Origin of the sequence: Microcystis sp. 0824 (assembly GCF_003112475.1) — a bacterium.
Taxonomy (GTDB): domain Bacteria; phylum Cyanobacteriota; class Cyanobacteriia; order Cyanobacteriales; family Microcystaceae; genus Microcystis; species Microcystis aeruginosa_C.
The window spans coordinates 177,742-199,684 of sequence record NZ_BDSM01000046.1 but is presented as its reverse complement, the minus strand read 5'-3'; the positions used below and the strand labels follow the sequence as shown (position 1 = coordinate 199,684).

Genomic DNA, 21,943 nt, shown 5'->3' with positions numbered 1-21,943 from the left:
AACAATTCCTGACAATACCGCCGATATAATCAAAAGCCCAAAGGCCTGACGGCGTATAGTATGCCCTGATTGCTCTACTCTGACACCTAGATAGTAAGGAGAAGCAATTTAGCCGAGAAAACTAGCACAAATCGCTACAATCCCTCGAATTTTGTCTGTCCATCGGTTCAAGCTCTCGTCCCTGACAGAAGAACTGAGAATTCTAGTCCCTGACTCTAAAAAGTCCAACATATTGACATCCTCGCCGCCGTAAACGGACGGTGATTCCCAAACCTCACGATTTAGGTTTCTGCTTCTTTCCCTTGCGGGGTTCCGCACCTGCCGCCCCAGTTTTACTCTGTTCTGGTCTTATGGTCGCGAACCGGACTGACACCGCAAGCCCTGCGGCCAAAATATTTTTACTGGCGTTAATATCTCGGTCATGGTGTGTCCCACAGCTTGGACAGTCCCACTCTCGAACATTTAACGGCATCTTCAAGGGCAATATGCCCGCAATTACTACACCACTTAGAACTAGGAAACCATCTATCTATTTCGATGTAATTTCTCCCATACCAACGGCATTTATAGGATAATTGTCGAGTGATTTATCCCCAACTAACTCAGATATTGCCTGAGATAATTTCGGGTTTTTGACTATATTCTTGACGGCTAAATTCTCAACTACAATCGTTTGGTTTTCCCGAACTAATTGAGTGGTTAGCTTATGTAAATGGTCTTTTCTACTATCGGTGATTCGAGCGTGAATTCTGGCTACTTTGATTCTTGCCTTTTCTCGATTTTTTGAGCCTTTTTTCTTCCTAGAAAGGCTTTTTTGTGCTTTTCGCAACCTCCGATAATGTTTCTTAAAATGCTTAGGATTAGATACTTTGTCACCATCGCTGGTAATCCCAAGGCTACTAATTCCTAAGTCAATTCCGATGGCTTTATCTGTTACTGGTAAAGGCTTAATCCTTGGGTCATCAAATCTAATTGAGATATGCCAACGTCCAGATGGATGTAGCCTGACTGTTACTGTACTTGGTTCACAGCTTTCTGGGATGTGTCTTGACCATCGAATAGGTAAAGGTTCTGTGCATTTAGCTAAATAGATTTGTCTGTCTTTAAATTTAAAAGCAGATTTGGTAAATTCGGCACTTCCTCCTTGATGTTTTTTCTTAAAGTTAGGATACTTAGTACGACCAGCAAAGAAGTTAGTAAAAACTGTTTGTAGGTGTCTTAACCCTTGTTGTAAGGGTACACAGCTTACCTCGTTGAGAAAGTTTAATTATTCTTGTTTTTTCCAATCGGTTAGCATTGAAGAAGTTTCAGCATATCCTACTCTTTCTTGCTTTTCGTACCAAGCTTGTGTTCGTTCGTGGAGAGCTTTATTGTAAACTAATCTTACACAGCCCAAAGTGCGCCGCAATAGCGACTCTTGTTCGGGTGTGGGGTAAAATCGAAACGAATAAGCTTTTTCCATGTCTCGCATTCTAGAATATATCGTGTAAATGCGCTAGTATTTAAAGATAAAGCCGCCGTAAAATGGCGGGGTTTCAGACCCAAATTTTCGATGAATCCTTTCCCCGCAATTTCCGTCAATGACGACGACCTAAAATACCCATCTCCGCCACCTCCCGGCAATTCTGACCGCGAAAGCGAAGATAGAGCAAAAAAGAACAAAGCCTTATTTCTCGATCGAGATGGGGTAGTTATCGACTATATCCCCTACCTGAGTAAACCAGAACAGGTGAGCATTCCCGCCGGGGCAGCAGCAGCCTTAAAACAGTGGCAGGATGCCGATTATCTGCTGATCATCATTACCAATCAATCGGGACTTGCTAGGGGCTATTTCACTTGGGACGATCTGGCGGCGATTCACGGGCGCATGATTGAGGAATACCGACAATTGGGCGTGGATTTTCACGATCTTGCCATCTGCCCGCACCATCCCGACGAAGGTTGTCTGTGCCGCAAACCTTCCCCCTACCTGCTGCTGACGGCCGCCCACCAGTACGGAATCGACTTAGCTGGCTCGTTGTTTATCGGTGATGCGCCCAGCGATCTAGAATGCGCCCTAGAAGCCGGTTGTCAGCCCGTATTGCTCTTAACAGGGCGAGGAAAAGTCACCCTTGGGGAGATCGAGAAATACCCAGTTGAGATTCCCGTGTATGGCCAACTAAAGGAAACGGTAGAATTGTTGTCAAAAACCGCTGCCGAGGCAGAATTATGAGAATATTAGTCCTTTCTTGCAATAACTTTCCCTATCCACCCAGTCGCGGGGGAACCGAGGTTAGAACTTTTAACCTGATCAAATATCTTCATCAAAACCACGATGTCACCCTGTTCGCTCGTCGGGTGGAAAATGTAACGGAAACTCAGATCGAAGAATTAAAAACCTTTACCAATCATCTTGTCTTATTTCCGCCCCAGGAAATTCCCGCTCAAGGCAAGGGACTGACAAAACTAATCGGTCAAGCAGGGCGCTTTCTGGGGGCAATAGGACAGATGACCCCTGCTAGTGTTCTTAGTTATCGTTCGCCGCTCATTCAAGAGCGAGTAGATGAATACGTCGAGCAGCAAAAATGTGATGTAATTATCTGCGCTCACAGTGTCAGCGAGATTTTTGTCCGGCCAGAATACCGTCAGCGAGTCAAAACAGTAGTGGATATTCACAGTTCCGTGTACGGTTGGACACGCAATCATTTAGATAGAGGAGCCTCCGCCTATCCGCTGCGGGATTTTCTCTATCTGCCCTTACTCTATCAGTACGAAAAACGTTACTGTGCCAAGTTTTCGCAATTAGTGGCTACTACCGATTATGATCGCGAACAATTGTTAAAGATCCTCCCGGATGCACGGGTGGAGATCGTGCCTAATGGCGTGGATTTAGACCTTTTTCCCTATCGTCCTCGGGATCCCGGCGGTCATAATTTGGTCTTTGTCGGCGCCATGAGCTCCACCCATAATATCGATGCCGCCCGTTTTTTTGCTTTAGAAGTCCTGCCAGTCATTCAACAGCGATATCCCGCCACCACCTTAACCCTAGTGGGGGCAAACCCAGCACCGGAAGTTCTCGAACTGGCCAAGTATCCCGGTGTGAGCGTGACGGGAACCGTTCCCTCGACAGTGGAATATTTACACCGAGGAACCATTGCTGTGGTTCCCCTGCGGGTGGGATTGGGAATCAAGTGCAAAACCCTAGAATCCATGGCCGCTGGGATTCCGATTGTCGCCAGCGATCGCGGTTTAGAGGGTTTAACGGTGGCAGCAGCGGGAATTCCCCCTAGGGCGCTGCGGGCTAATAGTGTTGCTGAGTACGTCACAGCGATCGCTAGGTTGTTCGATGATCCTTCTCTGCGAGAACAACTGTCCCATAATGGCCGGGCGATGGTGGAATCGGAGTACACCTGGGAGCGAGCGGGACAAAGGTACGAGGAAATTTTGCGGGACTAATATTGTTCTTAACCCCTGAATTTTACTTGAGACTGTTTGAGAGTTTTAGCGCTATAAAAATTGATTTTTTGGAGCCTAATCATGAAAGTTTTAATAGTAGGGAATTACGTCAACGATCGGCAGATCAGTATTAATCGTTTTGTCGGTTTAGTGGAGAAAGGACTCAGACAAAAAGGACACGAAATTCGGCGAGTGCAAGCCCAGCCTATTTTCGGTCAACTGAAGCCTTCTCCCCAGGGGATCGGCAAGTGGTTAGGGTACATCGATAAGTTAATTATTTTCCCAGTGCAGTTACGTCAGCAGCTTGATTGGGCCGATATCGTCTGCATTTGTGATCAGGCGTTATCCTATTTAACTCCCTATCTAAAAGATCGCAAATATTTTGTGATCTGTCACGATCTGCTGGCCATTCGTTCCGCCCTAGGAGAAATTCCTGAAAATCCCACCAGTTGGACAGGAAAACAGTATCAGGCGATGATTTTGCGAGGATTCAAACAGGCTAAATATGTTGTCTGTTCTTCCGAAGCTACTCGTGCCGATGTTCTCCGTTTAACCAAAATTACCCCCGAACAAACGGAAGTGATCGAGGATTGCTTGAGTGAGGGATACGGTCCGATGACAAGAGAAGCGGCGGTAAATCTCGTGGACAAATTTAACATTAATAGTGATTGTCCCTGGCTAATTCATGTCGGGGGCGACCAATGGTATAAAAATCGATTGGGATTGCTGAAAATATTCAAGAGGTTAATCACTTTCCCCGGTCTGGAAAATTGCCGATTGATCCTGATGGGAAAACTTTTGCTGCCAGATATGCGAGAATTTGTTAATCAGAATAATTTGTCCGCACAAGTAATCGAATTAGGAACCGTCTCCGATGAGGATCTCCGCGCCTTTTATTGCCTAGCAACTGCTTTAATTTTTCCCTCTTTTCAGGAAGGATTCGGTGTTCCCGTTATTGAAGCTCAATCCTGTGGTTGTCCAGTCTTTACCTCCAATCGTCTCCCCATGACTGTTATCGCTGACGATGCAGCCGTTTACTTCGATCCCACCGAACACGAGGCTGCCGCTACTATTATTGCAGAAAATCTTCTCGCTCCCGATCGCCTAGAACAATTGAGGCAAAAAGGTTTTATCAATGCCACTCGCTTTAGTTACGAAAGAATGATTGAATCCTATGACCGATTATTGCCAAAATTGTAGTCTAGAGTTTTTCGTCTACTCATGGTCATCATTCCTCATATCAGAACAGCACAATTACCTGTTATCTCCCGAAATAATAGAATACCATCGGTCAAATTGAGCAGCGGATCGGCGGCGCGTTCGGGATGAGGCATCATTCCTAGCACATTTCCTGCTTTATTGGTAATTCCTGCAATATTATTTAACGATCCGTTGGGATTTCCTGACTCATTTACCTCTCCTGTGGGAGTACAGTAACGAAAGAGAATTTGTCCGTTATCCTCCAGAGATTTTAACGTATCTTCTGCGGCATAATAACGCCCTTCCCCGTGGGCAATGGGCAAATTAAGCACCTGTTGCGGTTGATAACCTCGCGTCCAGACAGAGCGATTATTTTCCACTTTTACTGGCACTCGATCGCAGATAAAATGTAAATCGCGATTGCGAATTAACGCACCGGGTAGCAGCCCAATTTCCGTTAATACCTGAAAACCGTTACAGATGCCTAAAACTAATTTACCTTTTTCGGCTTCTTCTCGGACAGTTTTCATCGCCGGCGAAAAACGAGCGATCGCACCACAGCGCAAATAATCACCGTAACTAAATCCCCCCGGCACCACGATCACATCCAAATCCGCTAAATCCGTCTCTTGATGCCAAACATAGCGGGTAGGTTGCCGAAAAATCCCCTCCGTCACCGTTGCCACATCTCGATCGCAATTCGATCCGGGGAAAACAATAATCCCAAACTTCATAATTTTTAACTTGGTTAATTCATTGTGCAAAAAAGCTCTCATCAGATGGGTGTCAGGGTGTTGGAGTTAGTTGAATTTCCCCATTTCCCTATCCCCTAATCTCTATCCCCTATCTCCTGACAATGTAAATCAAAGCGATAATTTTCAATCACAGGATTAGCCAATAGTTGATCGCACATTTGATCCAATTGCGATCGAGCGCTGGTTTCGTCCGCTGCTGTTACGGTAAGCTCAATATACTTACCAATTCGCACCCCAGCCACAGTATCATAACCTAATTGCTTTAATCCTGACTCTACCGCCGTACCCGCCGGATCGAGAACCGAAGGGCGCAGGGTAACATAAATAAAGCACTGATAATTTTTTGGCATAGAATTAATTTTGATCGCTGACCTTTTTGATATGAAATCCCAACGCACCCGATCGCAAGAGCGCATTATCCACTTACTCAAAACCTTAAATCGGGCAGTATCCGCTCAGGAATTGTTTGTGGAACTCCGTCAGCGTGACCAAAATATGGGGTTAGCCACTGTTTACCGCGCCCTAGAATCCCTAAAGCTACAGGGTGCGGTGCAGGTGAGAACCCTAGCCACAGGAGAATCCCTCTACAGTTCCGTTCAGCAGGATCAACACCATCTTACCTGTATTCATTGCGGTCGGTCTATCGTCTTTAATGAGTGTCCCGTTCATGAATTGGAAGAAAAACTCGAAAAATCCCACCAATTCAAGGTTTATTACCATACTCTCGAATTTTTTGGACTTTGCGATCATTGTCAACCCAGTTAAGTAAGCTGTACTACATTTAAACTGCCTATCGGGTGAATTTAGTACAAATGCTCAGACTTTCAACTCCAGTGCTGTCTTACAAAGATTAAACTGTTGTTTGTCCTTGGGCTGTTTTCAGGGGGATTAACTCCGGTTGACTGTAGTGATGATGGCTGTTGAGGGGGGATAACAAGGGGAAAAAGGGCTGATGTAAACTAATTAATTGAGCGAGAGTTTTCTTGAGATGGGTACGGGGAACGATCGCATCGACAAACCCGTGTTTTAACAAATATTCCGATGTTTGGAAACCTTCCGGCAATTTCTCGCGCAAAGTCTGTTCAATTACCCGTTTACCAGCAAAACCAATAGTAGCCTTCGGTTCGGCGATAATAATATCTCCCAACATGGCAAAACTGGCCGTGACTCCTCCCGTGGTGGGATTAGTCAAGACGGGGATATAGAGTAATTTTGCTTCTCGATGTCGGTTAAGAGCGCCGGAAATCTTGGCCATCTGCATTAAACTTAACATTCCCTCCTGCATTCTCGCCCCGCCGGAAGCACAGATAATCACCAGGGGTAAACTTTCATCGGTAGCGCGTTCCGTCAAACGACAGAGTTTTTCTCCCACCACCGATCCCATGCTACCCCCCATAAAACGGAAGTCCATCACCCCTAAAGCGAAGGGTAAACCATCGATCGTCCCCGTTCCCGTCTGGACAGCATCCGTCAGACCCGTTTTTTCTTGGGTTTCCCGCAGGCGATCGCTATAACTTTTCCGATCGCGAAATTTGAGCGGATCCGTCGGTCGAATCTGTTCATCGAGGCAATTCCAAGTATTAGCATCCACTAACTGGCGAATTCTTTCTTCACTTTCCACCCGATTGTGATGACCGCAATCGAGACAAACCAGTTGATTAGCTAATAAATCCTTCGTATAGGACAAAACGCCGCAATTTGGGCATTTTGTCCATAGACCATCGGCTATTTCTCGTTCCTGTTGTTGTTGAACCTTGGGTTCTGTTTTTTGGCGATTTGCAAACCAATCAAATAGAGACATAGTTTAAAATAAAGACAATTTATCTACTTTCTTCTAGAGGACTTAATAACAAAAGTGCTGTCCAGCGATCTTGGGGACGCACTTGTAGGGCGGCCTGATGCCCCTGGCCGCAATAAATACCAAGGCCAATAGCGATAACGCGACTGGGGATGTCGTGAGCTTTGAGCATTTCCTGTAGCCAATCGGCTTACCCTAGACTGGGGGTTGTTCTAATGGTGATCCAAGATACGGAAGACTATTGTATCAAGATTTAATTACAAGATAGCTTTTTTACAACAGAGGGAAAAAAATCGTTTGATAGGCTGAGATGATCTTATCACTCCAAAAGACACTCATCAGAGCGCCGAGGGCAAGAAATGGACCGAAGGGTATAGCTTGTCTTTTTCCCATTTTACCCATAAAAATGCCCGTCATACCGATCACCGACCCAATAGCGCAGGCCAGAAAAGCGGTGACTAATAATGCTTGCCATCCTAACCAAGCACCGATCATGGCCGCTAATTTGGCATCTCCTCCCCCCATGGCCTGCTGTCTGAGGGCAAAACTTCCCCCCCACCGGACCAGATCAAATAACCAGACTCCTAAAACCGCACTAGCGATCGCTGAAAAGATATAGATAACAGTTTGATTATTTTGCCAACCCAAGAGAGTCTGAAAAACTATCCCTAAAACTAATCCTGATTGGGTAAGGGAGTTAGGAAGCGTCATCGTGTCAAAATCGATCAAAGCTAAAGCTAATAACCAACTTAGCAGAATCCAATGGCCGAGGGTCTGCCAAGAAAAGCTAAAATCTCCTAAAACCAGACAAAATAACAAACCAGTAAAAGTTTCGACGGCTGGATAACGGACAGAAATCGGGGTTTTACACCAGCGACAGCGACCACCTAGCCATAACCAGCCGAAAACGGGTATATTCTCGCTTTTACCTAACCTGTGGTGACATTTCGGACAGTGGGAAGGGGGATAAACTAGAGATATCCCTTTCGGTAATCTATAGATGACCACGTTTAAAAAACTGCCCACCGAGGCACCAAAAGTGAAGACAAAGGCAAAAGTAACTAGATGAAAGAGGGTTTCCATAGATTCAAGGCTGAAATCCGATCACTTTCCTAGAATACCCAGTTATAGCAGTTATCTTAATGGTGAGATAGGAAGTTTTCCTTTTGGGGAGTCAGTCCTCGATACCAAATTAAGTTACACTTCATCTATTACGGGTCGGGAATGTCGCCTTCATCCCCTCCCATTCAGACCCGTGGGTTAGACTTTCACCTCTCGCGGCCTCTAGTTTGACTGTTCCATTCTTTACAGCTTATCTTAGCCACTCACTATATCTTCTTGTGGAGCTTAAAAACCTATGGTTGAACTTTCGCCTGATTGATACGTTTCCATACATTCGTGGTCCCAATAATTACCAGTTTCTCGCATCCTTTAGTTTATAAACATGAAGACCGCCATAATCGGCATTCATCTCTGTTTGATGGCTTGTCAGTTCAATCAAAGTGCTTATCATGGGAAGTCTATTCAATTTTTACCTGCCTTATAAAGACGAAAGCGGAAACAATCTTTCCGCATTTGCTCAAGCTCTCGCTATTATTGCTGAAGCACAAAAGCTGATCAGTATAGGATCCCCTGGTGTTGCTATCACCTACTCGGCTAACTATGCTCAAACTGTCACAATTCACCAGACCTATGAATCCGGTCATTGGAATACTAATACATCAGGAGCCAATCAAGCAGCGGTCATGGAAGCGATGGAGTCTCTGATGGGAGGTAAATACTCCACATTACAAAAGCGTTTGCAAATTGCTCCCATTACTACGATAACTTACAGCGATTATGGCGGACGTACTCACCAACAAGTTGTTGAATCTGACTTGGAATACATCAAGTTTCTGCTTGATCAGGGATGGGATGTTTTAGGATGGCAAAATCAAAGCTCAATACCTGGTTATGCAATTGGCGGAGGTATTGCAACACTTCCTCGGGAAATTAATACACTTATCCAAACGACTCTAGCGAAGTATGCTATCGACTATGCAAGTGACGCTCGGAGTGAGCCTATTAAGTTTTACCATTTAAATAAGCCTTACGGGTTTTTCTCGAATTTCGCACCATACCCAATCCATCTAAAAGATAGAATATGGCCTACCTCAGAACATTACTTTCAGGCTCAGAAGTTTGTTAATACTCCTCATGAAGAAGAAATTCGACAAGCCAAAACAGCACGAGAAGCGGCCGAGATGGGACGGGATCGTCGCAGACCACTGCGTCGAGATTGGGAAATCATAAAAGATGATGTGATGCGAGAGGCTCTATATGCCAAATTTACACAACATCCTGACTTGACTGAAAAGATACTTTCAACAGGTGATCTAAAGTTGATTGAGCATACAAAAAATGATAGATACTGGGGTGATGGTGGAGATGGAACTGGATTGAATATGCTCGGTCAGCTATTGATGGAAACCCGTGAACGAATACGTTACGATTTTTCCAGCGGCCAGTAGATGGTTGACTGGCGAGCTAACCAACGCCTGCACTGGGAAAAGATGCCCCTATCTCCCCTCTTAAGCATCCAGTAATAATACTTCAGGCTCATCCCTAAAGGTGAATTTTCTTCTGGGCTTTTTTAGTGGATAATTAGCGGGGATAACCCTACATAATGGGGGGTAAAACCCCACTATCAGCCCTAGGGGGAACCTGACAAAATTAAATTATCGCCGTCAACGAGGACAAATTAATGAAACCGATTGTTGAATCTTTTTACAACTGGTACAGCAGCAAAATCACTCACCCTAAATATCGTTGGATTATCATTCTGGGAACTATGGTTTATCTTTTTAGTCCCCTCGATATTTCTCCTGACGTTTTCCCGATTATTGGTTGGATTGATGATGGGATTGTCCTCACCCTTTTAACCACGGAATTATCGCGATTAGTTCTTGATTATCGCACTCGCCGTCCCGGGAGAGTAAATAATCAAACTGAAGTTTCTTCCCCAACCAATGCCGTTGATACCGATGCCGTAGAAGTCAAAAGTTAGAACTCTTAAGTCTCAATTTTGACTTCTGAATTCAGGAGATTGCTGTTAGTTATTCTCCCCCCGCAACGCCCACGAAGTGGTCTCACCACTTCCCACTACCCACTTCATAATTCATAATTCATAATTCCCTAAACTGGAATCAAAGAACTATCGACGCTGGCTAAAAGTGTTTGCACCTCCTCATCGCTGGTTTGGGAAAAGTCCTCGTACCAAAGAGAAATCGATCTCAATTCGTAGGGTTTATGTAGGCAAATTACTCGATCAACTAATTTTTCTAATTGCTCACAGACTTCCACAGGGGCAATAGGAACAGCAATAATAATAGCAGCGGGGTTTCTAGCTTTCAGGGTCAGAATCGCCGCTTTAATCGTTGCTCCCGTAGCGATACCATCATCTACTAGAATAATCGTTTTTCCCGTTAAGTCCGGAAAGGGTCGCTCACCTCGATACAAGCGATCGCGTCGCTCTAATTCGATCATTTCTTCCTTTGCTACCCTTTCCATCATCGCCTCCGATAGATGCAAGTCGTCAACGATACTTTCATTGATTACCCGCACCCCATTTTGACCGATCGCCCCAAAAGCTAACTCTTTTCGCTCCGGTACACCTAATTTTCGCACTAAACACAGATCTAGGGGCAAATTTAACCTTCGGGCAATTTCAAAGGCGATCGGAACCCCACCCCGGGGCAACGCCAACACCAGCGCCATAGCACTATTGGTATATTCTGTCAAGTAACTAACTAATAGTCTCCCGGCCGACCGCCGATCTTTGAGCAGATAAGTCATAACTCCCTCCTAGGGGTTAGTCCCCGTGGGGATCCCTGGTTTCCCCTGCCTTTATTCTATATTTCTCCGCTTATGTCTAGCTGAAATGTTAAGAAATTTAGCGAAGGCTTGACATTTTTTCAGCTAACCGCAGTTTTTCCAGGTCGGAGATCGGCTAAAATCTTAGGCAAAAGGGTTTTGTAAAGTTAGGTAACAAACATGAATCAAAGTTTAAGTGATGCGCTAGAGCCGATCGCCGCTGCCTTTCGCAGTCTCGGCACTCCCGAACCGATTGTTCATTGGGGACATCCAGTCATGATGGGGATCGTGGTTTTAGTTATGGGTAGTTATACTGCCTATGCCGGTTGGCAAAGCCGTTTAAGCAAAGATGGGGAAGTAGTGGACAAAAATCGGGCTGATCACCGCAAACTCGCCCCTTGGCTGTTTTTATTTATCGCTCTCGGTTACACTGGCGGTGTTTTATCCCTAGTCATGCAGAAACATCCCATCCTCGAAAGCAGCCATTTCTGGACAGGATCGATCGCGATCGGTTTACTAGCTTTCAATGGATTATTATCCCTCACTGGCTTTGCTGGCGGTAAAAAAGAACTTTTCCGGACTATTCACGCCTATATCGGCAGTATTGCCCTAATTTTACTGCTAGTTCACGGTGTTTTTGGTCTTCAGTTAGGATTATCTCTCTAGTTGGTTTATTCATGGCTTCGGGTGGGCTAATTCCCACCTGGAGATTTTTCACCACAGAAGACTGTGGCCAAGGCCAATAATTGAAGAAATCATGACTTTAAGTGCTATTGTCGGGATTCTGCGTTTAGAATTAACAGGTAATTCGCCAAGAAGGTATCGTCACGCAACGAGGAGATAGATATTTTGAAGAAAGTAGAAGCGATTATCCGACCCTTTAAACTGGAAGAGGTGAAAATCGCCCTAGTTAACGCGGGCATTGTCGGGATGACTGTCTCCGAAGTTAGAGGTTTCGGTCGTCAGAAAGGTCAATCGGAACGTTATCGCGGTTCCGAGTACACCGTCGAATTTCTCCAAAAACTCAAGATCGAGATCGTCGTCGAAGATGAGCAAGTCGATATAGTCATCGATAAGCTGATTTCGGCAGCCCGTACCGGTGAAATCGGAGACGGTAAAATCTTTGTCTCCCCCGTGGAACAGATCGTCCGCATCCGTACCGGAGAAAGAGACCTCCGAGCGATTTAACCCCCCGACAGGGGATGATAGTACCCTGCTGTCATCCCCCCCCATTGACGGTATTTCCCATCAAGAAGTATAAATACTATAATTGAATCTCTCGGCTCGGTCTGCCCCCATCGCTGCTGAAGACCGCCGAACGGTACAAATAATTTCACCAGACTAGATAAGCTGCCCGCGCATTTAAATTGCTTGTTGAGACGAGGCAAGAGGCAAGAGGCACTCTTGCAATAGTAAAGGGATCGGGGGAGATTCAGCTAATCTAAAGATAGGCGGTTAAGATGCGTCTTAGCTTATGATCATTTCCGGTGACTAAAAAAACCCCTTGCCTAAAAAGTCACAAATATTATATAATGTTTGATTGTGGCCAAAATCGGTCTTAGGTGGTGCTAAAGGCACTGCCGAGCAGAACCGCCTTGGTCGCTCGGTCTTCGCCGGGATACTGAAGGTCAACCCTTTAAGTCCCCAAGAAACAAAGACCAGCAACAATCTAGGCAGAACCAGCAACCCTGTCTAGTCCTACTTACGAATTTAACGGGATGCCAGCTTAAATAACTCGAAAAAAGTCATTCAAGTTGGGCAGGCTGATAAAGCGGGAAAGATTTTTCTCGCTCCTATAGCCACGGCCACGTTATTTTTGATTGTCGTCTAGTAAAGATAAAGAGAACAATCCGTGTCTATCGGTATCCTCGGTACAAAACTGGGCATGACCCAAATCTTCGACAACAAAACGGGAGTCGCCATTCCCGTCACCGTCGTTCAAGCCGGTCCCTGTCCCGTCACCCAAGTCAAAACGAAAAAAACCGACGGTTATGAATCCATCCAAGTGGGATACAAAACCGTCAAAGAAAAAGCCCTCAATAAACCGCTGCTCGGTCATTTAGCCAAAGCTGGTGTCTCCCCCCTGCGGCATTTAATCGAATACCGCCTCGAGGACGCATCGGCCTACACTTTAGGCCAAGAAATTACCGCCGCTATCTTCCAAGAGGGGGATTTAGTCGATGTGGCTGGAACCACCATCGGACGAGGTTTCTCTGGCTATCAAAAACGCCATAACTTCAAACGCGGTAACATGACCCACGGTTCCAAAAACCACCGCCTCCCCGGTTCCACCGGTGCCGGTACTACCCCCGGCCGGGTTTTCCCGGGTAAGAGAATGGCCGGACAATACGGATCAACCCAAGTGACCATCCGCAAATTGTCCGTGGTCAAAATCGATAGCGAACGCAACCTGATCCTGATCAAAGGAGCCGTCCCGGGTAAACCAGGAACCCTGTTAAACATCACCCCCGCCAAGAAATTTGGTAAATAGGGCAAGGAAAGATTAAAGCCATGGTTAACTACACAGTCAAAAATTGGCAAGGGGAAGAAGCGGGAACAGGCACCCTGGAACTAAAAACCGCTAAACCCGAAACCGCCAAACACCTAATTCACCGCGTCGTCATCAGCCATCTAGCGGCGGCCCGTCAAGGTAACGCCTCCACCAAAACCCGCTCGGAAGTGCGCGGCGGTGGTCGCAAACCCTGGCGGCAAAAAGGCACTGGTCGCGCCAGGGCCGGTTCGATCCGTTCTCCCCTCTGGCGTGGTGGCGGTGTCATCTTCGGACCAAAACCGAGAGATTTTGAGGTTAAGGTCAATCGCAAAGAGAAAAGATTAGCCCTGAGAACCGCTTTGATCAGCCAGGCCGATAACTTTATCGTGGTGGAAAGCTTCGCTGAACAATTCTCCCAACCCAAAACCAAAGAACTCACCGCTGCCTTAAGTCGCTGGGGAGCCAGTCCAGAGGAAAAAATTCTGCTGATTTTGACGGAAATTCCCGAAAATGTCTATTTATCGGGACGTAATATCTGCAATCTCAAAATTATTCGCGCCGATAGTCTCAACGTCTATGATGTCATCCTAGCCGATCGAGTTATCGCCACCGCCGCAGCCCTAGCTAAAATTGAGGAGGTCTATGGTGCTTAAAACTGAAGCCAGGCAACTCGCCGATCTGATCCTAAAGCCGATCGTCACCGAGAAAGCCACCCTACTCCTAGAACAAAATAAATACGTCTTCGATGTGGCCTTGAAAGCGACCAAGCCAGAAATTCAAGCGGCGATCGAATTGTTGTTTGACGTAAAAGTAACGAAAGTGAACACCAGCCGCCCCTCTCGTCAGAAAAAACGCGTCGGCCGTTTCCTCGGTTACAAACCCCAATACAAACGTGCGATCGTGACCCTAGCCGAAGGCGACTCGATCGCCCTCTATCCCGACGTATAACCACCAAGAAACCCGATAACGGAAAACTAAACTATGGGTATTCGTTCTTTTAGACCTTTAACCCCCGGGACAAGGCAGGCGGCCATCTCCGACTTTAAAGAGATCACCAAAACCGAACCAGAAAAGTCCCTAACTCATCACAAACACAGCAAACAAGGGCGTAATAATCGCGGTGTCGTTACCAGTCGTCACCGGGGCGGCGGCCATAAGCGCCTTTACCGGATTATCGATTTTCGTCGCGATAAACGTGATATTCCCGCCACAGTAGCGGCGATCGAGTACGATCCTAACCGTAACGCCCGCATTGCCCTGCTTTTCTACAAAGACGGGGAAAAACGCTACATCATCGCCCCCGCCGGTTTAGGCGTTGGTGATACCGTCATCGCCGGAGAAAACGCTCCTTTCGAGGTGGGTAATGCCCTGCCCTTAAGTCGCATCCCCCTAGGGACAGAAGTTCATAACATCGAACTCGTCCCCGGTCGCGGTGGTCAAATGGTGCGGGCTGCTGGTGGTTTCGCTCAAGTGGTAGCGAAAGAAGGTGATTACGTTACCATCCGCCTCCCCTCCAAAGAAGTACGCATGATCCGGCGGGAATGCTACGCCACCATCGGAAAAGTCGGTAACGCCGAAGCGAGAAATATCAGTCTCGGTAAAGCCGGTCGTACCCGTCACCGCGGTCAACGCCCCCATGTTCGGGGTAGCGTCATGAACCCAGTGGATCACCCGCACGGAGGTGGAGAGGGTCGCGCTCCGATCGGACGTTCCGGCCCGATGACTCCCTGGGGTAAACCCGCCCTCGGTCGCAAAACTCGCAACAAGAAAAAACGCAGTAGCGATCTGATCGTGCGCCGTCGTAACCAGGGTTAGAAATTATTACTTTACTTTTGACTGAAAATTATGGGTCGTTCACTGAAAAAGGGGCCATTTGTCGCCGGCCACCTGATGGAAAAAATCGAAAAACTCAACGCCCAGGGCAGTAAACAAGTGATTAAAACTTGGTCCCGGGCATCGACCATCATTCCCGATATGGTCGGTCACACGATCGCCGTTCACAACGGCAAACAGCACGTTCCCGTCTATGTTTCCGAGCAGATGGTCGGTCATAAACTCGGTGAATTCGCTCCCACCCGCACCTTCCGCGGCCACGCTAAGAGCGACAAAAAAGCAGGACGGAAATAAATCAGCCGCTACTCCCTCAGTCGTCAGCTAGATAGTCGTGACCATAAATCACCAAGTTAGCTAATTTTCAAAAAATAAAAGCTGATAGCTGATAGCTGATGACTGATAACTGATAACTGATAACTGATAACTGAAATGACCATCGATACCTCTAACGAAGTCAAAGCGATCGCCCGCTATATTCGGATGTCACCCCTGAAAGTCAGACGGGTACTCGATCAGATCCGCGGTCGCTCCTATCGGGAAGCCCTAATTATTCTCGAATTCATGCCCTACCGGGCCTGTGACCCGATCCTGAAGGTCCTGCGTTCCGCCGTTGCCAACGCCGAAAATAACGAAGGACTCGATCCCGCCACTTTGGTAGTTAGCCAGGCCTTTGCCGATGGCGGACCGACCCTAAAACGTTTTCGACCCCGGGCCCAAGGGCGCGCCTACCAAATTCGCAAACCCACCTGTCATATCACCGTCGCCGTCGCTCCTAGCAACAAAGACTAATCACCTTAACTAAAAAAACCACAATGGGACAAAAAATCCATCCCCTCGGTTTTCGTCTCGGCGTTATCAAAGATCACAAATCCTGCTGGTATGCCGACGCGAAACGTTACCCCGAATTAGTGCAAGAAGATCGCCGTATTCGTGATTACGTCGAAAAAAACCTCTCTAATGCAGGTATCGCCGATATTCGCATCGAACGCAAGGCCGATCAAGTAGATATTTCCATCCATACCGCTCGCCCCGGGGTCGTCGTCGGTCGTGGTGGCACGGGAATCGAACAGCTGCGCCTAGGTTTGCAAAAAGCCCTCGGTGGCCAGCGTCAAATTCGTATTAACGTCATCGAAGTGGCTCGCGTTGATGCCGATGCCAACCTGATCGCCGAATACATCGCCCAACAACTAGAAAGACGGGTTTCCTTCCGTCGTGTGGTGCGGCAAGCTATCCAACGGGCGCAAAGGGCCGAAGTCAAAGGGATCAAAATTCAAGTTAGCGGTCGTCTCAACGGGGCAGAAATCGCTCGGACTGAATGGGTGCGGGAAGGACGAGTTCCCCTGCATACCCTGCGGGCCGATATAGATTACTCCTACAAAACCGCCAGCACCATCTACGGGATTCTAGGCGTGAAAGTTTGGATCTTTAAGGGCGAAATTATCCCCGGCCAAGAAGAAATTGCCGCCGCCGTTCCCGCTCAAGCACCGCGCCGTCAACAGCGTCGCCGTCAACAGTTTGAAGATCGCTCTAGCGAAGGCTGATCCCTAATATTTATCAGTGGTAAATAGCTCATGTTAAGTCCCAAAAGAACAAAATTCCGCAAACAACAGCGCGGACGGATGCGCGGGCTGGCCACCGGCGGAAATACGATTAATTTCGGCGATTTCGCCCTGCAAGCCACCGAACCCTGTTGGATTACTTCCCGTCAAATCGAAGCCGCCAGACGGGCAATGACTCGTTATATTCGTCGGGGTGGCAAAATCTGGATCCGCGTTTTTCCCGATAAACCCGTCACCCAACGGGCTGCAGAAACCAGGATGGGTTCCGGGAAAGGTTCCCCCGAATTCTGGGTGGCTGTGGTTAAACCGGGGTTCATTATGTTTGAAATTGCCGGGGTAGCTGAACCGGTAGCCCGGGAAGCAATGCGTCTAGCGGCTCAAAAATTACCAATTAAGACCAAATTTATCACTCGCGAGGAGGATTTTGTCTAATGGCTCTACCAAAAATCGCCGAAGTGAGGAAGATGAGCGATGACGAAATCGCCGACGCTATCCTCGATGCCAAAAAGAAACTGTTTGAATTGCGTTTGCAGCAGGCCACCCGCCGCTTGGAAAAAACCCACGAATTCAAACACACCCGCCACCGTCTCGGCCAATTATTGACCGTAGAGCGGGAGCGCCAACTAGCCCAGTCCACCCCGGAGGCATAACCCGTTATGGCAGTTAAAGAAAGAGTTGGGGTAGTGGTCAGCGACAAAATGGATAAAACCGTAGTGGTAGCCATTGAAAACCGCTCTCCTCACCCCAAATACGGCAAAATAGTCGTGAAAACCCAGAAATTTAAGGCTCACGACGCAGAAAATCAAGCCAAACAAGGCGATCGAGTTCGTATTCGTGAAACCCGCCCCCTCAGTAAAACCAAACGTTGGGAAGTGGCGGAAATATTAACCGATAATTAAATTTCACCTGGGTAAAAACCGTGATTCAACAACAAACCTACTTAAATGTCGCTGACAATAGCGGGGCGCGGAAACTAATGTGTCTGCGGGTGCTGGGAACAGGTAACTGTACCTACGGTGGCATCGGTGACAAAATTATCGCCGTGGTTAAGGACGCTATCCCCAATATGCCCGTGAAAAAATCCGATGTGGTCACTGCGGTGATCGTGCGGACCCGTCAAACTGTCCGTCGCGATAGCGGCATGAGCATCCGTTTTGATGATAACGCCGCCGTGATTATTAATAATGACGGTAATCCCAAAGGTACTAGGGTTTTTGGTCCTGTCGCCCGGGAATTGCGCGATAAAAACTACACCAAAATTGTTTCCTTAGCCCCAGAAGTTCTCTGATCAAAGTGAAAAGTACTAAGGCAATTGGCTGATGGCTAGTCTAAAACTTTTCACACTTTGAGGTCAAAAAAAATGAGTAAGAAAAACATTCAAACCCCGCCCCAAAGGCAAAAAATGCACGTTAAAAAAGGGGATGTGGTTCAGGTAATCGCCGGTTCCGATAAGGGCAAAGTGGGCGAAATTTTACGGGCCCTACCCCAAGAAAGTACCGTGGTGGTCAAGGGAGTTAATATCCGCACCAAACATACTAAACCCCAACAGGAAGGGGAATCGGGTCAAATCCTTACCTACGAAGCACCGATTCACAGTTCCAAAGTGATGCTTTATTCCGAGAAGAAAAAGATCGCCAGTCGGGTGGGTTATACCTTTACCGAAGAGGGTCGGAAAGTGCGGATACTGAAGAAAACTGGCGAAATTATTGATTAGTTTCCCATCAATTCTAGTTCCTGACCAAGCCCAGGAAAAGTAAGCAGAAAAACTATGAGCCAAAAACTAAAAACCACCTATCAAGAAACCATTGTTCCGAAACTGAAAGAACAATTTGGTTATACCAATATCCACCAAGTACCTAAAGTTATCAAAATTACTGTTAACCGCGGTCTTGGGGAAGCTTCACAAAATGCCAAAGCTTTGGAGTCTTCCAAGGCGGAACTGTCCACCATCACCGGACAACAACCGGTAGTGACTAGGGCTAAAAAAGCGATCGCTGGTTTCAAAATTCGCGAAGGAATGCCCGTGGGTGTGATGGTGACATTGCGCGGCGATCGAATGTACGCCTTTTTAGACCGTCTCATTAATCTGGCCTTACCACGCATTCGCGACTTTCGCGGTATCAGTGGTAACAGTTTTGATGGTCGTGGTAACTACAGTTTAGGCATTCGTGAACAGTTGATCTTCCCCGAAATTGAATACGACAAAATCGATCAAATTCGCGGGATGGACATCTCAATCATCACCACCGCTAAAAACGACGAAGAAGGACGCGCCCTCCTCAAAGAGATGGGAATGCCCTTTAGATAAATCAATCAAGAGAAAAGGAAAAAAATCAGGAAAAAGTGGCAAGGGAAAAGGGAGAAAGCGATTTTGTCAGAGAAATTACTGAATAAATCCTACCTACCTTCTCCTGACGACTGGCTCCTGACTCCTGACTCCCGCAATAACTGACCACTGATGTTGATCCCAATTTAGGAGAAAAACAGGTAATTCATGTCTGCTAACGATACCATCTCGGATATGCTGACCCGCATCCGTAACGCTTGCGCGGTTCGGCAGACCACTACTCAAATCCCCACCACGCGGATGACGCGCAGTATTGCCCAAGTTCTCAAAGACGAAGGCTTTATTGCTGACTTTGAGGAAGTGGGTGAGGGGATTAAATCTCAATTAGTGCTTTCCCTCAAATATAAAGGCAAAAACCGTCAACCGATCATTACTACCCTCACCAGAGTCAGTAAACCGGGCCTGCGAGTTTATTCCAACAGTAAAGACTTACCGCGCGTCCTCGGTGGCATTGGCATCGCCATTGTTTCCACCTCTAAAGGCATTATGACCGATCGCGAGGCCCGTAAACAAAACGTTGGCGGCGAAGTCCTTTGCTACATCTGGTAAACAAGGATAAGCTATCAGCCGTCAGCCTTTGCAAGTTTAAACCCGATAGCTGACCCACTGATAACTCTTCCGGGATATCTGACCCACTGATAACTGATAACTGTTATGTCTCGTATTGGCAAACGCCCGATTCCTATTCCCAATAAAGTCACCGTCGATATCGATGGTGCTACCGTGACGGTGAAGGGGCCTAAAGGAACTCTCCAGAGAACCCTACCCACCGCCGTCGCCATCGATAAAGATGGCGAAACCCTGCTCGTTACCCGTCAAGACGATTCGCGTACCGCCAGAGAACGCCACGGACTCTGTAGAACTCTAGTGGCCAACATGGTAGAAGGAGTTGCTACTGGTTTTCAAAAACGCCTCGATATTCAAGGGGTGGGCTACCGCGCCCAGGCGCAGGGTAGTAAATTAGTTCTTAATGTTGGTTACAGTAAACCCGTGGAGATGGAGATGCCCGATGGTGTTTCCGTCGCCGTAGAAAACAACACCCAAGTTATCGTCAGTGGCATCGACAAAGAAGCCGTCGGTAACACCGCCGCTAAAATCCGCGAAGTTCGTCCCCCCGAACCTTATAAAGGTAAAGGGATTCGCTATCTTGGTGAAGTTGTCCGTCGCAAAGTTGGTAAAGCTGGCGGTAAAGGCGCTAAAGGCGGTAAAGGAGGTAAAAAATAAACCATGAAACTTAGTCGCAAAGAATCAGTCCGTCGTCGTCACCAGCGTGTGCGTCGCAAAATTAATGGCACTGCTGAACGGCCGCGTTTATCCGTATTTCGTTCTAATAACCACATCTACGCCCAAATTATCGACGACGTAGCCCAACACACCCTCGCGGCCGCTTCTACCCTAGAGGCCACCTTGCGCGGGGAATTGGAATCCACCGCTACCCAAGAAGCTTCGGCTGCCGTGGGTAAACTGGTGGCCCAACGGGCCCTAGACAAAGGCATTGAACAAGTGGTTTTTGATCGCGGTGGCAATCTCTATCACGGTCGCGTCAAAGCCTTAGCAGAAGCGGCTCGGTCAGCCGGTTTAAACTTCTAAAATATCCTTTCAACACTGATAAAACTATGGCAAAACGTCGCAAGGGCAACCGCGAAAAAGAAAAAGAAACCACTTGGCAAGAGCGGGTCATCCAGATTCGCCGGGTTAGTAAAGTGGTTAAGGGTGGGAAAAAACTCAGCTTCCGGGCCATCGTCGTGGTCGGTAATGAAAACGGCCAGGTGGGAGTGGGAGTTGGCAAAGCAGGGGACGTTATCGGGGCCGTCCGTAAAGGCGTGGCCGATGGCAAAAAACAACTAATTGAAGTCTCCTTAACTAAGGCTAGTTCCATCACTCACCTCACCCGGGGTGCTTCCGGAGGCGCTCAAGTGATTATGCGTCCGGCTGCTCCGGGGACTGGGGTTATTGCCGGGGGTGCTGTCCGTACCGTTTTAGAATTAGCTGGGGTGAAAAATATCCTCGCTAAACAACTCGGTAGCGATAACCCCCTCAATAACGCTAGAGCCGCCGTTAACGCCCTGGAAACTCTCCGCACTTTCTCGGAAGTGGCCAAGGATCGAGGCGTATCTGTAGAACATTTGTACACATAAAGAAATCACCATGAAACTCCACGAAATCGCCCCCCAACCGGGGTCCACTAAACGCCGTCGTCGTGTGGGACGGGGTGTCTCGGCCGGCCAGGGCGCTAGTTGCGGTCTGGGAATGCGCGGACAAAAATCTCGCTCTGGGACGGGGACTCGTCCCGGTTTTGAGGGGGGACAAATGCCCCTCTATCGTCGGGTTCCCAAATTAAAGCATTTTCCTTTGGTTAACCCCCGTCAATACACGATTGTTAATCTGAGAAAATTGGCTTCTTTACCCGCTAATACGGAAGTTACCCTAGAAAGTCTGCTAAAAGCTAAAATTCTCACCAGCAATGACGGCCCTTTAAAAGTTTTAGGTGATGGTGAAATTACCGTTCCCCTCAAGGTGAAGGCCGCCGCTTTTAGCAATAGTGCTAAAGAGAAAATTACCGCCGCTCAAGGTACTTGGGAAGAAATTTAACGGAGACAGGAGACAGGAGACAGGAGATAAAAGGCAAAAGGCAAAAGGCAAAAGGCAAAAGGTAAAGGGCAGCTTTGTTCT

At 47.4% G+C, this 21,943-nt stretch carries 33 protein-coding genes and 1 pseudogene; 26 read left to right on the top strand and 8 right to left on the bottom strand.

Translation table 11 applies throughout. From position 1 onward, the window contains the following. Window positions 1-274: 274 nt before the first annotated feature. Window positions 275-1,462: pseudogene (locus tag N0824_RS14875) on the bottom strand (RNA-guided endonuclease InsQ/TnpB family protein). A gap of 90 nt (window positions 1,463-1,552) precedes the next feature. Here N0824_RS14875 and N0824_RS14870 point away from each other — a divergent pair. From N0824_RS14870 to N0824_RS14860, 3 genes are all read left to right on the top strand, one after another. After that, on the top strand, window positions 1,553-2,212 hold the full coding sequence (locus N0824_RS14870; RefSeq protein WP_108937300.1) for an HAD-IIIA family hydrolase: 660 nt from the start codon (window positions 1,553-1,555) through the stop codon (window positions 2,210-2,212). Next, window positions 2,209-3,435: a glycosyltransferase family 4 protein gene (locus tag N0824_RS14865; RefSeq protein ID WP_108937299.1), complete on the top strand. Its 1,227-nt coding sequence runs from the start codon at window positions 2,209-2,211 to the stop codon at window positions 3,433-3,435. The genes N0824_RS14870 and N0824_RS14865 overlap by 4 nt, the downstream gene beginning before the upstream one ends. 81 nt (window positions 3,436-3,516) lie before the next feature. Next, the gene (locus N0824_RS14860; RefSeq protein WP_108937298.1) at window positions 3,517-4,635 is read left to right on the top strand and encodes a glycosyltransferase family 1 protein; all 1,119 of its coding nucleotides are present in this window, start codon (window positions 3,517-3,519) and stop codon (window positions 4,633-4,635) included. Between the two features lie 35 nt (window positions 4,636-4,670). Here N0824_RS14860 and purQ read toward each other — a convergent pair whose 3' ends face one another. Both purQ and purS read right to left on the bottom strand, forming a co-directional pair. Further along, window positions 4,671-5,369, bottom strand: a complete 699-nt coding sequence (gene purQ / locus N0824_RS14855) for a phosphoribosylformylglycinamidine synthase subunit PurQ (RefSeq protein WP_108937378.1) — start codon at window positions 5,367-5,369, stop codon at window positions 4,671-4,673. A 95-nt stretch (window positions 5,370-5,464) separates the two neighbouring features. Next, entirely contained in the window at window positions 5,465-5,740 is a 276-nt protein-coding gene (gene purS / locus N0824_RS14850) for a phosphoribosylformylglycinamidine synthase subunit PurS (protein WP_108937297.1), read from the bottom strand. A 31-nt stretch (window positions 5,741-5,771) separates the two neighbouring features. Here purS and N0824_RS14845 point away from each other — a divergent pair, with 31 nt between their 5' ends. Then, window positions 5,772-6,155, top strand: a complete 384-nt coding sequence (locus tag N0824_RS14845; RefSeq protein ID WP_002802309.1) for a Fur family transcriptional regulator — start codon at window positions 5,772-5,774, stop codon at window positions 6,153-6,155. An 85-nt stretch (window positions 6,156-6,240) separates the two neighbouring features. Here N0824_RS14845 and accD read toward each other — a convergent pair whose 3' ends face one another. The 4 genes from accD to N0824_RS21925 all read right to left on the bottom strand — a co-directional run bounded on the left by accD (window position 6,241) and on the right by N0824_RS21925 (window position 8,763). Further along, the gene (accD, locus tag N0824_RS14840) at window positions 6,241-7,191 is read right to left on the bottom strand and encodes an acetyl-CoA carboxylase, carboxyltransferase subunit beta (protein WP_108937296.1); all 951 of its coding nucleotides are present in this window, start codon (window positions 7,189-7,191) and stop codon (window positions 6,241-6,243) included. A 19-nt stretch (window positions 7,192-7,210) separates the two neighbouring features. Beyond that, entirely contained in the window at window positions 7,211-7,360 is a 150-nt protein-coding gene (locus N0824_RS21030) for a hypothetical protein (protein ID WP_192576009.1), read from the bottom strand. Between the two features lie 101 nt (window positions 7,361-7,461). After that, entirely contained in the window at window positions 7,462-8,271 is an 810-nt protein-coding gene (locus tag N0824_RS14835; protein WP_108937295.1) for an A24 family peptidase, read from the bottom strand. 441 nt (window positions 8,272-8,712) lie between these two features. Continuing rightward, window positions 8,713-8,763: a KxYKxGKxW signal peptide domain-containing protein gene (locus tag N0824_RS21925; protein ID WP_108937376.1), complete on the bottom strand. Its 51-nt coding sequence runs from the start codon at window positions 8,761-8,763 to the stop codon at window positions 8,713-8,715. A 170-nt stretch (window positions 8,764-8,933) separates the two neighbouring features. Between N0824_RS21925 and N0824_RS14820 the strand changes: the two genes are divergently transcribed. Together N0824_RS14820 and N0824_RS14815 are read left to right on the top strand one after the other, a co-directional pair. Further along, on the top strand, window positions 8,934-9,698 hold the full coding sequence (locus tag N0824_RS14820) for an NADAR family protein (RefSeq protein WP_373456622.1): 765 nt from the start codon (window positions 8,934-8,936) through the stop codon (window positions 9,696-9,698). 233 nt (window positions 9,699-9,931) lie between these two features. Then, on the top strand, window positions 9,932-10,234 hold the full coding sequence (locus tag N0824_RS14815) for a YkvA family protein (RefSeq protein ID WP_108937294.1): 303 nt from the start codon (window positions 9,932-9,934) through the stop codon (window positions 10,232-10,234). 128 nt (window positions 10,235-10,362) lie between these two features. On the opposite strand, the gene N0824_RS14810 is transcribed toward N0824_RS14815, so the two are convergent. Next, window positions 10,363-11,022, bottom strand: coding sequence for a phosphoribosyltransferase (locus N0824_RS14810; RefSeq protein WP_108937293.1), 660 nt, complete (start codon window positions 11,020-11,022; stop codon window positions 10,363-10,365). 198 nt (window positions 11,023-11,220) lie between these two features. Here N0824_RS14810 and N0824_RS14805 point away from each other — a divergent pair, with 198 nt between their 5' ends. The 20 genes from N0824_RS14805 (at window position 11,221) to rplO (ending at window position 21,862) form a co-directional block, all read left to right on the top strand. After that, window positions 11,221-11,706, top strand: a complete 486-nt coding sequence (locus N0824_RS14805; protein ID WP_108937292.1) for a DUF4079 domain-containing protein — start codon at window positions 11,221-11,223, stop codon at window positions 11,704-11,706. Between the two features lie 183 nt (window positions 11,707-11,889). Then, window positions 11,890-12,228, top strand: a complete 339-nt coding sequence (locus N0824_RS14800; protein ID WP_108937291.1) for a P-II family nitrogen regulator — start codon at window positions 11,890-11,892, stop codon at window positions 12,226-12,228. 664 nt (window positions 12,229-12,892) lie between these two features. Continuing rightward, a complete protein-coding gene (gene rplC / locus N0824_RS14795) occupies window positions 12,893-13,531 on the top strand; it encodes a 50S ribosomal protein L3 (RefSeq protein ID WP_002746597.1) in 639 nt (212 codons plus the stop codon). A gap of 20 nt (window positions 13,532-13,551) precedes the next feature. After that, a complete protein-coding gene (rplD, locus tag N0824_RS14790) occupies window positions 13,552-14,184 on the top strand; it encodes a 50S ribosomal protein L4 (protein WP_108937290.1) in 633 nt (210 codons plus the stop codon). Continuing rightward, window positions 14,174-14,479, top strand: a complete 306-nt coding sequence (locus tag N0824_RS14785) for a 50S ribosomal protein L23 (protein ID WP_002746599.1) — start codon at window positions 14,174-14,176, stop codon at window positions 14,477-14,479. The genes rplD and N0824_RS14785 overlap by 11 nt, the downstream gene beginning before the upstream one ends. 33 nt (window positions 14,480-14,512) lie before the next feature. Then, window positions 14,513-15,346, top strand: a complete 834-nt coding sequence (rplB, locus tag N0824_RS14780; RefSeq protein WP_002771036.1) for a 50S ribosomal protein L2 — start codon at window positions 14,513-14,515, stop codon at window positions 15,344-15,346. A gap of 30 nt (window positions 15,347-15,376) precedes the next feature. Beyond that, window positions 15,377-15,658 carry a 30S ribosomal protein S19 gene (gene rpsS / locus N0824_RS14775; RefSeq protein ID WP_002753908.1) on the top strand — a complete coding sequence of 94 codons (282 nt, stop codon included), beginning with the start codon at window positions 15,377-15,379 and terminating at the stop codon, window positions 15,656-15,658. A 135-nt stretch (window positions 15,659-15,793) separates the two neighbouring features. Beyond that, the gene (gene rplV / locus N0824_RS14770) at window positions 15,794-16,153 is read left to right on the top strand and encodes a 50S ribosomal protein L22 (protein ID WP_002746605.1); all 360 of its coding nucleotides are present in this window, start codon (window positions 15,794-15,796) and stop codon (window positions 16,151-16,153) included. A 23-nt stretch (window positions 16,154-16,176) separates the two neighbouring features. Beyond that, window positions 16,177-16,905, top strand: a complete 729-nt coding sequence (gene rpsC / locus N0824_RS14765) for a 30S ribosomal protein S3 (protein WP_008197249.1) — start codon at window positions 16,177-16,179, stop codon at window positions 16,903-16,905. Between the two features lie 30 nt (window positions 16,906-16,935). Then, complete coding sequence (gene rplP, locus N0824_RS14760; protein WP_002734310.1) at window positions 16,936-17,355, top strand: 50S ribosomal protein L16; 420 nt, start codon at window positions 16,936-16,938, stop codon at window positions 17,353-17,355. Beyond that, on the top strand, window positions 17,355-17,573 hold the full coding sequence (rpmC, locus tag N0824_RS14755) for a 50S ribosomal protein L29 (RefSeq protein ID WP_108937289.1): 219 nt from the start codon (window positions 17,355-17,357) through the stop codon (window positions 17,571-17,573). The genes rplP and rpmC overlap by 1 nt, the downstream gene beginning before the upstream one ends. A gap of 6 nt (window positions 17,574-17,579) precedes the next feature. Beyond that, on the top strand, window positions 17,580-17,822 hold the full coding sequence (rpsQ, locus tag N0824_RS14750; protein WP_002796423.1) for a 30S ribosomal protein S17: 243 nt from the start codon (window positions 17,580-17,582) through the stop codon (window positions 17,820-17,822). 20 nt (window positions 17,823-17,842) lie between these two features. Further along, on the top strand, window positions 17,843-18,211 hold the full coding sequence (gene rplN, locus N0824_RS14745; protein ID WP_002732358.1) for a 50S ribosomal protein L14: 369 nt from the start codon (window positions 17,843-17,845) through the stop codon (window positions 18,209-18,211). Between the two features lie 72 nt (window positions 18,212-18,283). Continuing rightward, window positions 18,284-18,637: a 50S ribosomal protein L24 gene (gene rplX, locus N0824_RS14740; RefSeq protein ID WP_108937288.1), complete on the top strand. Its 354-nt coding sequence runs from the start codon at window positions 18,284-18,286 to the stop codon at window positions 18,635-18,637. A gap of 54 nt (window positions 18,638-18,691) precedes the next feature. Next, the gene (gene rplE / locus N0824_RS14735) at window positions 18,692-19,231 is read left to right on the top strand and encodes a 50S ribosomal protein L5 (protein WP_002787866.1); all 540 of its coding nucleotides are present in this window, start codon (window positions 18,692-18,694) and stop codon (window positions 19,229-19,231) included. 186 nt (window positions 19,232-19,417) lie between these two features. After that, on the top strand, window positions 19,418-19,819 hold the full coding sequence (gene rpsH / locus N0824_RS14730) for a 30S ribosomal protein S8 (protein ID WP_002734721.1): 402 nt from the start codon (window positions 19,418-19,420) through the stop codon (window positions 19,817-19,819). Window positions 19,820-19,924: 105 nt separating this feature from the next. After that, window positions 19,925-20,494, top strand: a complete 570-nt coding sequence (gene rplF, locus N0824_RS14725) for a 50S ribosomal protein L6 (protein ID WP_002780093.1) — start codon at window positions 19,925-19,927, stop codon at window positions 20,492-20,494. A gap of 3 nt (window positions 20,495-20,497) precedes the next feature. Further along, on the top strand, window positions 20,498-20,860 hold the full coding sequence (rplR, locus tag N0824_RS14720; RefSeq protein ID WP_002753900.1) for a 50S ribosomal protein L18: 363 nt from the start codon (window positions 20,498-20,500) through the stop codon (window positions 20,858-20,860). A 26-nt stretch (window positions 20,861-20,886) separates the two neighbouring features. Beyond that, the gene (gene rpsE, locus N0824_RS14715) at window positions 20,887-21,408 is read left to right on the top strand and encodes a 30S ribosomal protein S5 (protein ID WP_002746611.1); all 522 of its coding nucleotides are present in this window, start codon (window positions 20,887-20,889) and stop codon (window positions 21,406-21,408) included. A 10-nt stretch (window positions 21,409-21,418) separates the two neighbouring features. Further along, complete coding sequence (gene rplO, locus N0824_RS14710) at window positions 21,419-21,862, top strand: 50S ribosomal protein L15 (protein ID WP_002780095.1); 444 nt, start codon at window positions 21,419-21,421, stop codon at window positions 21,860-21,862. Window positions 21,863-21,943 lie beyond the last annotated feature (81 nt).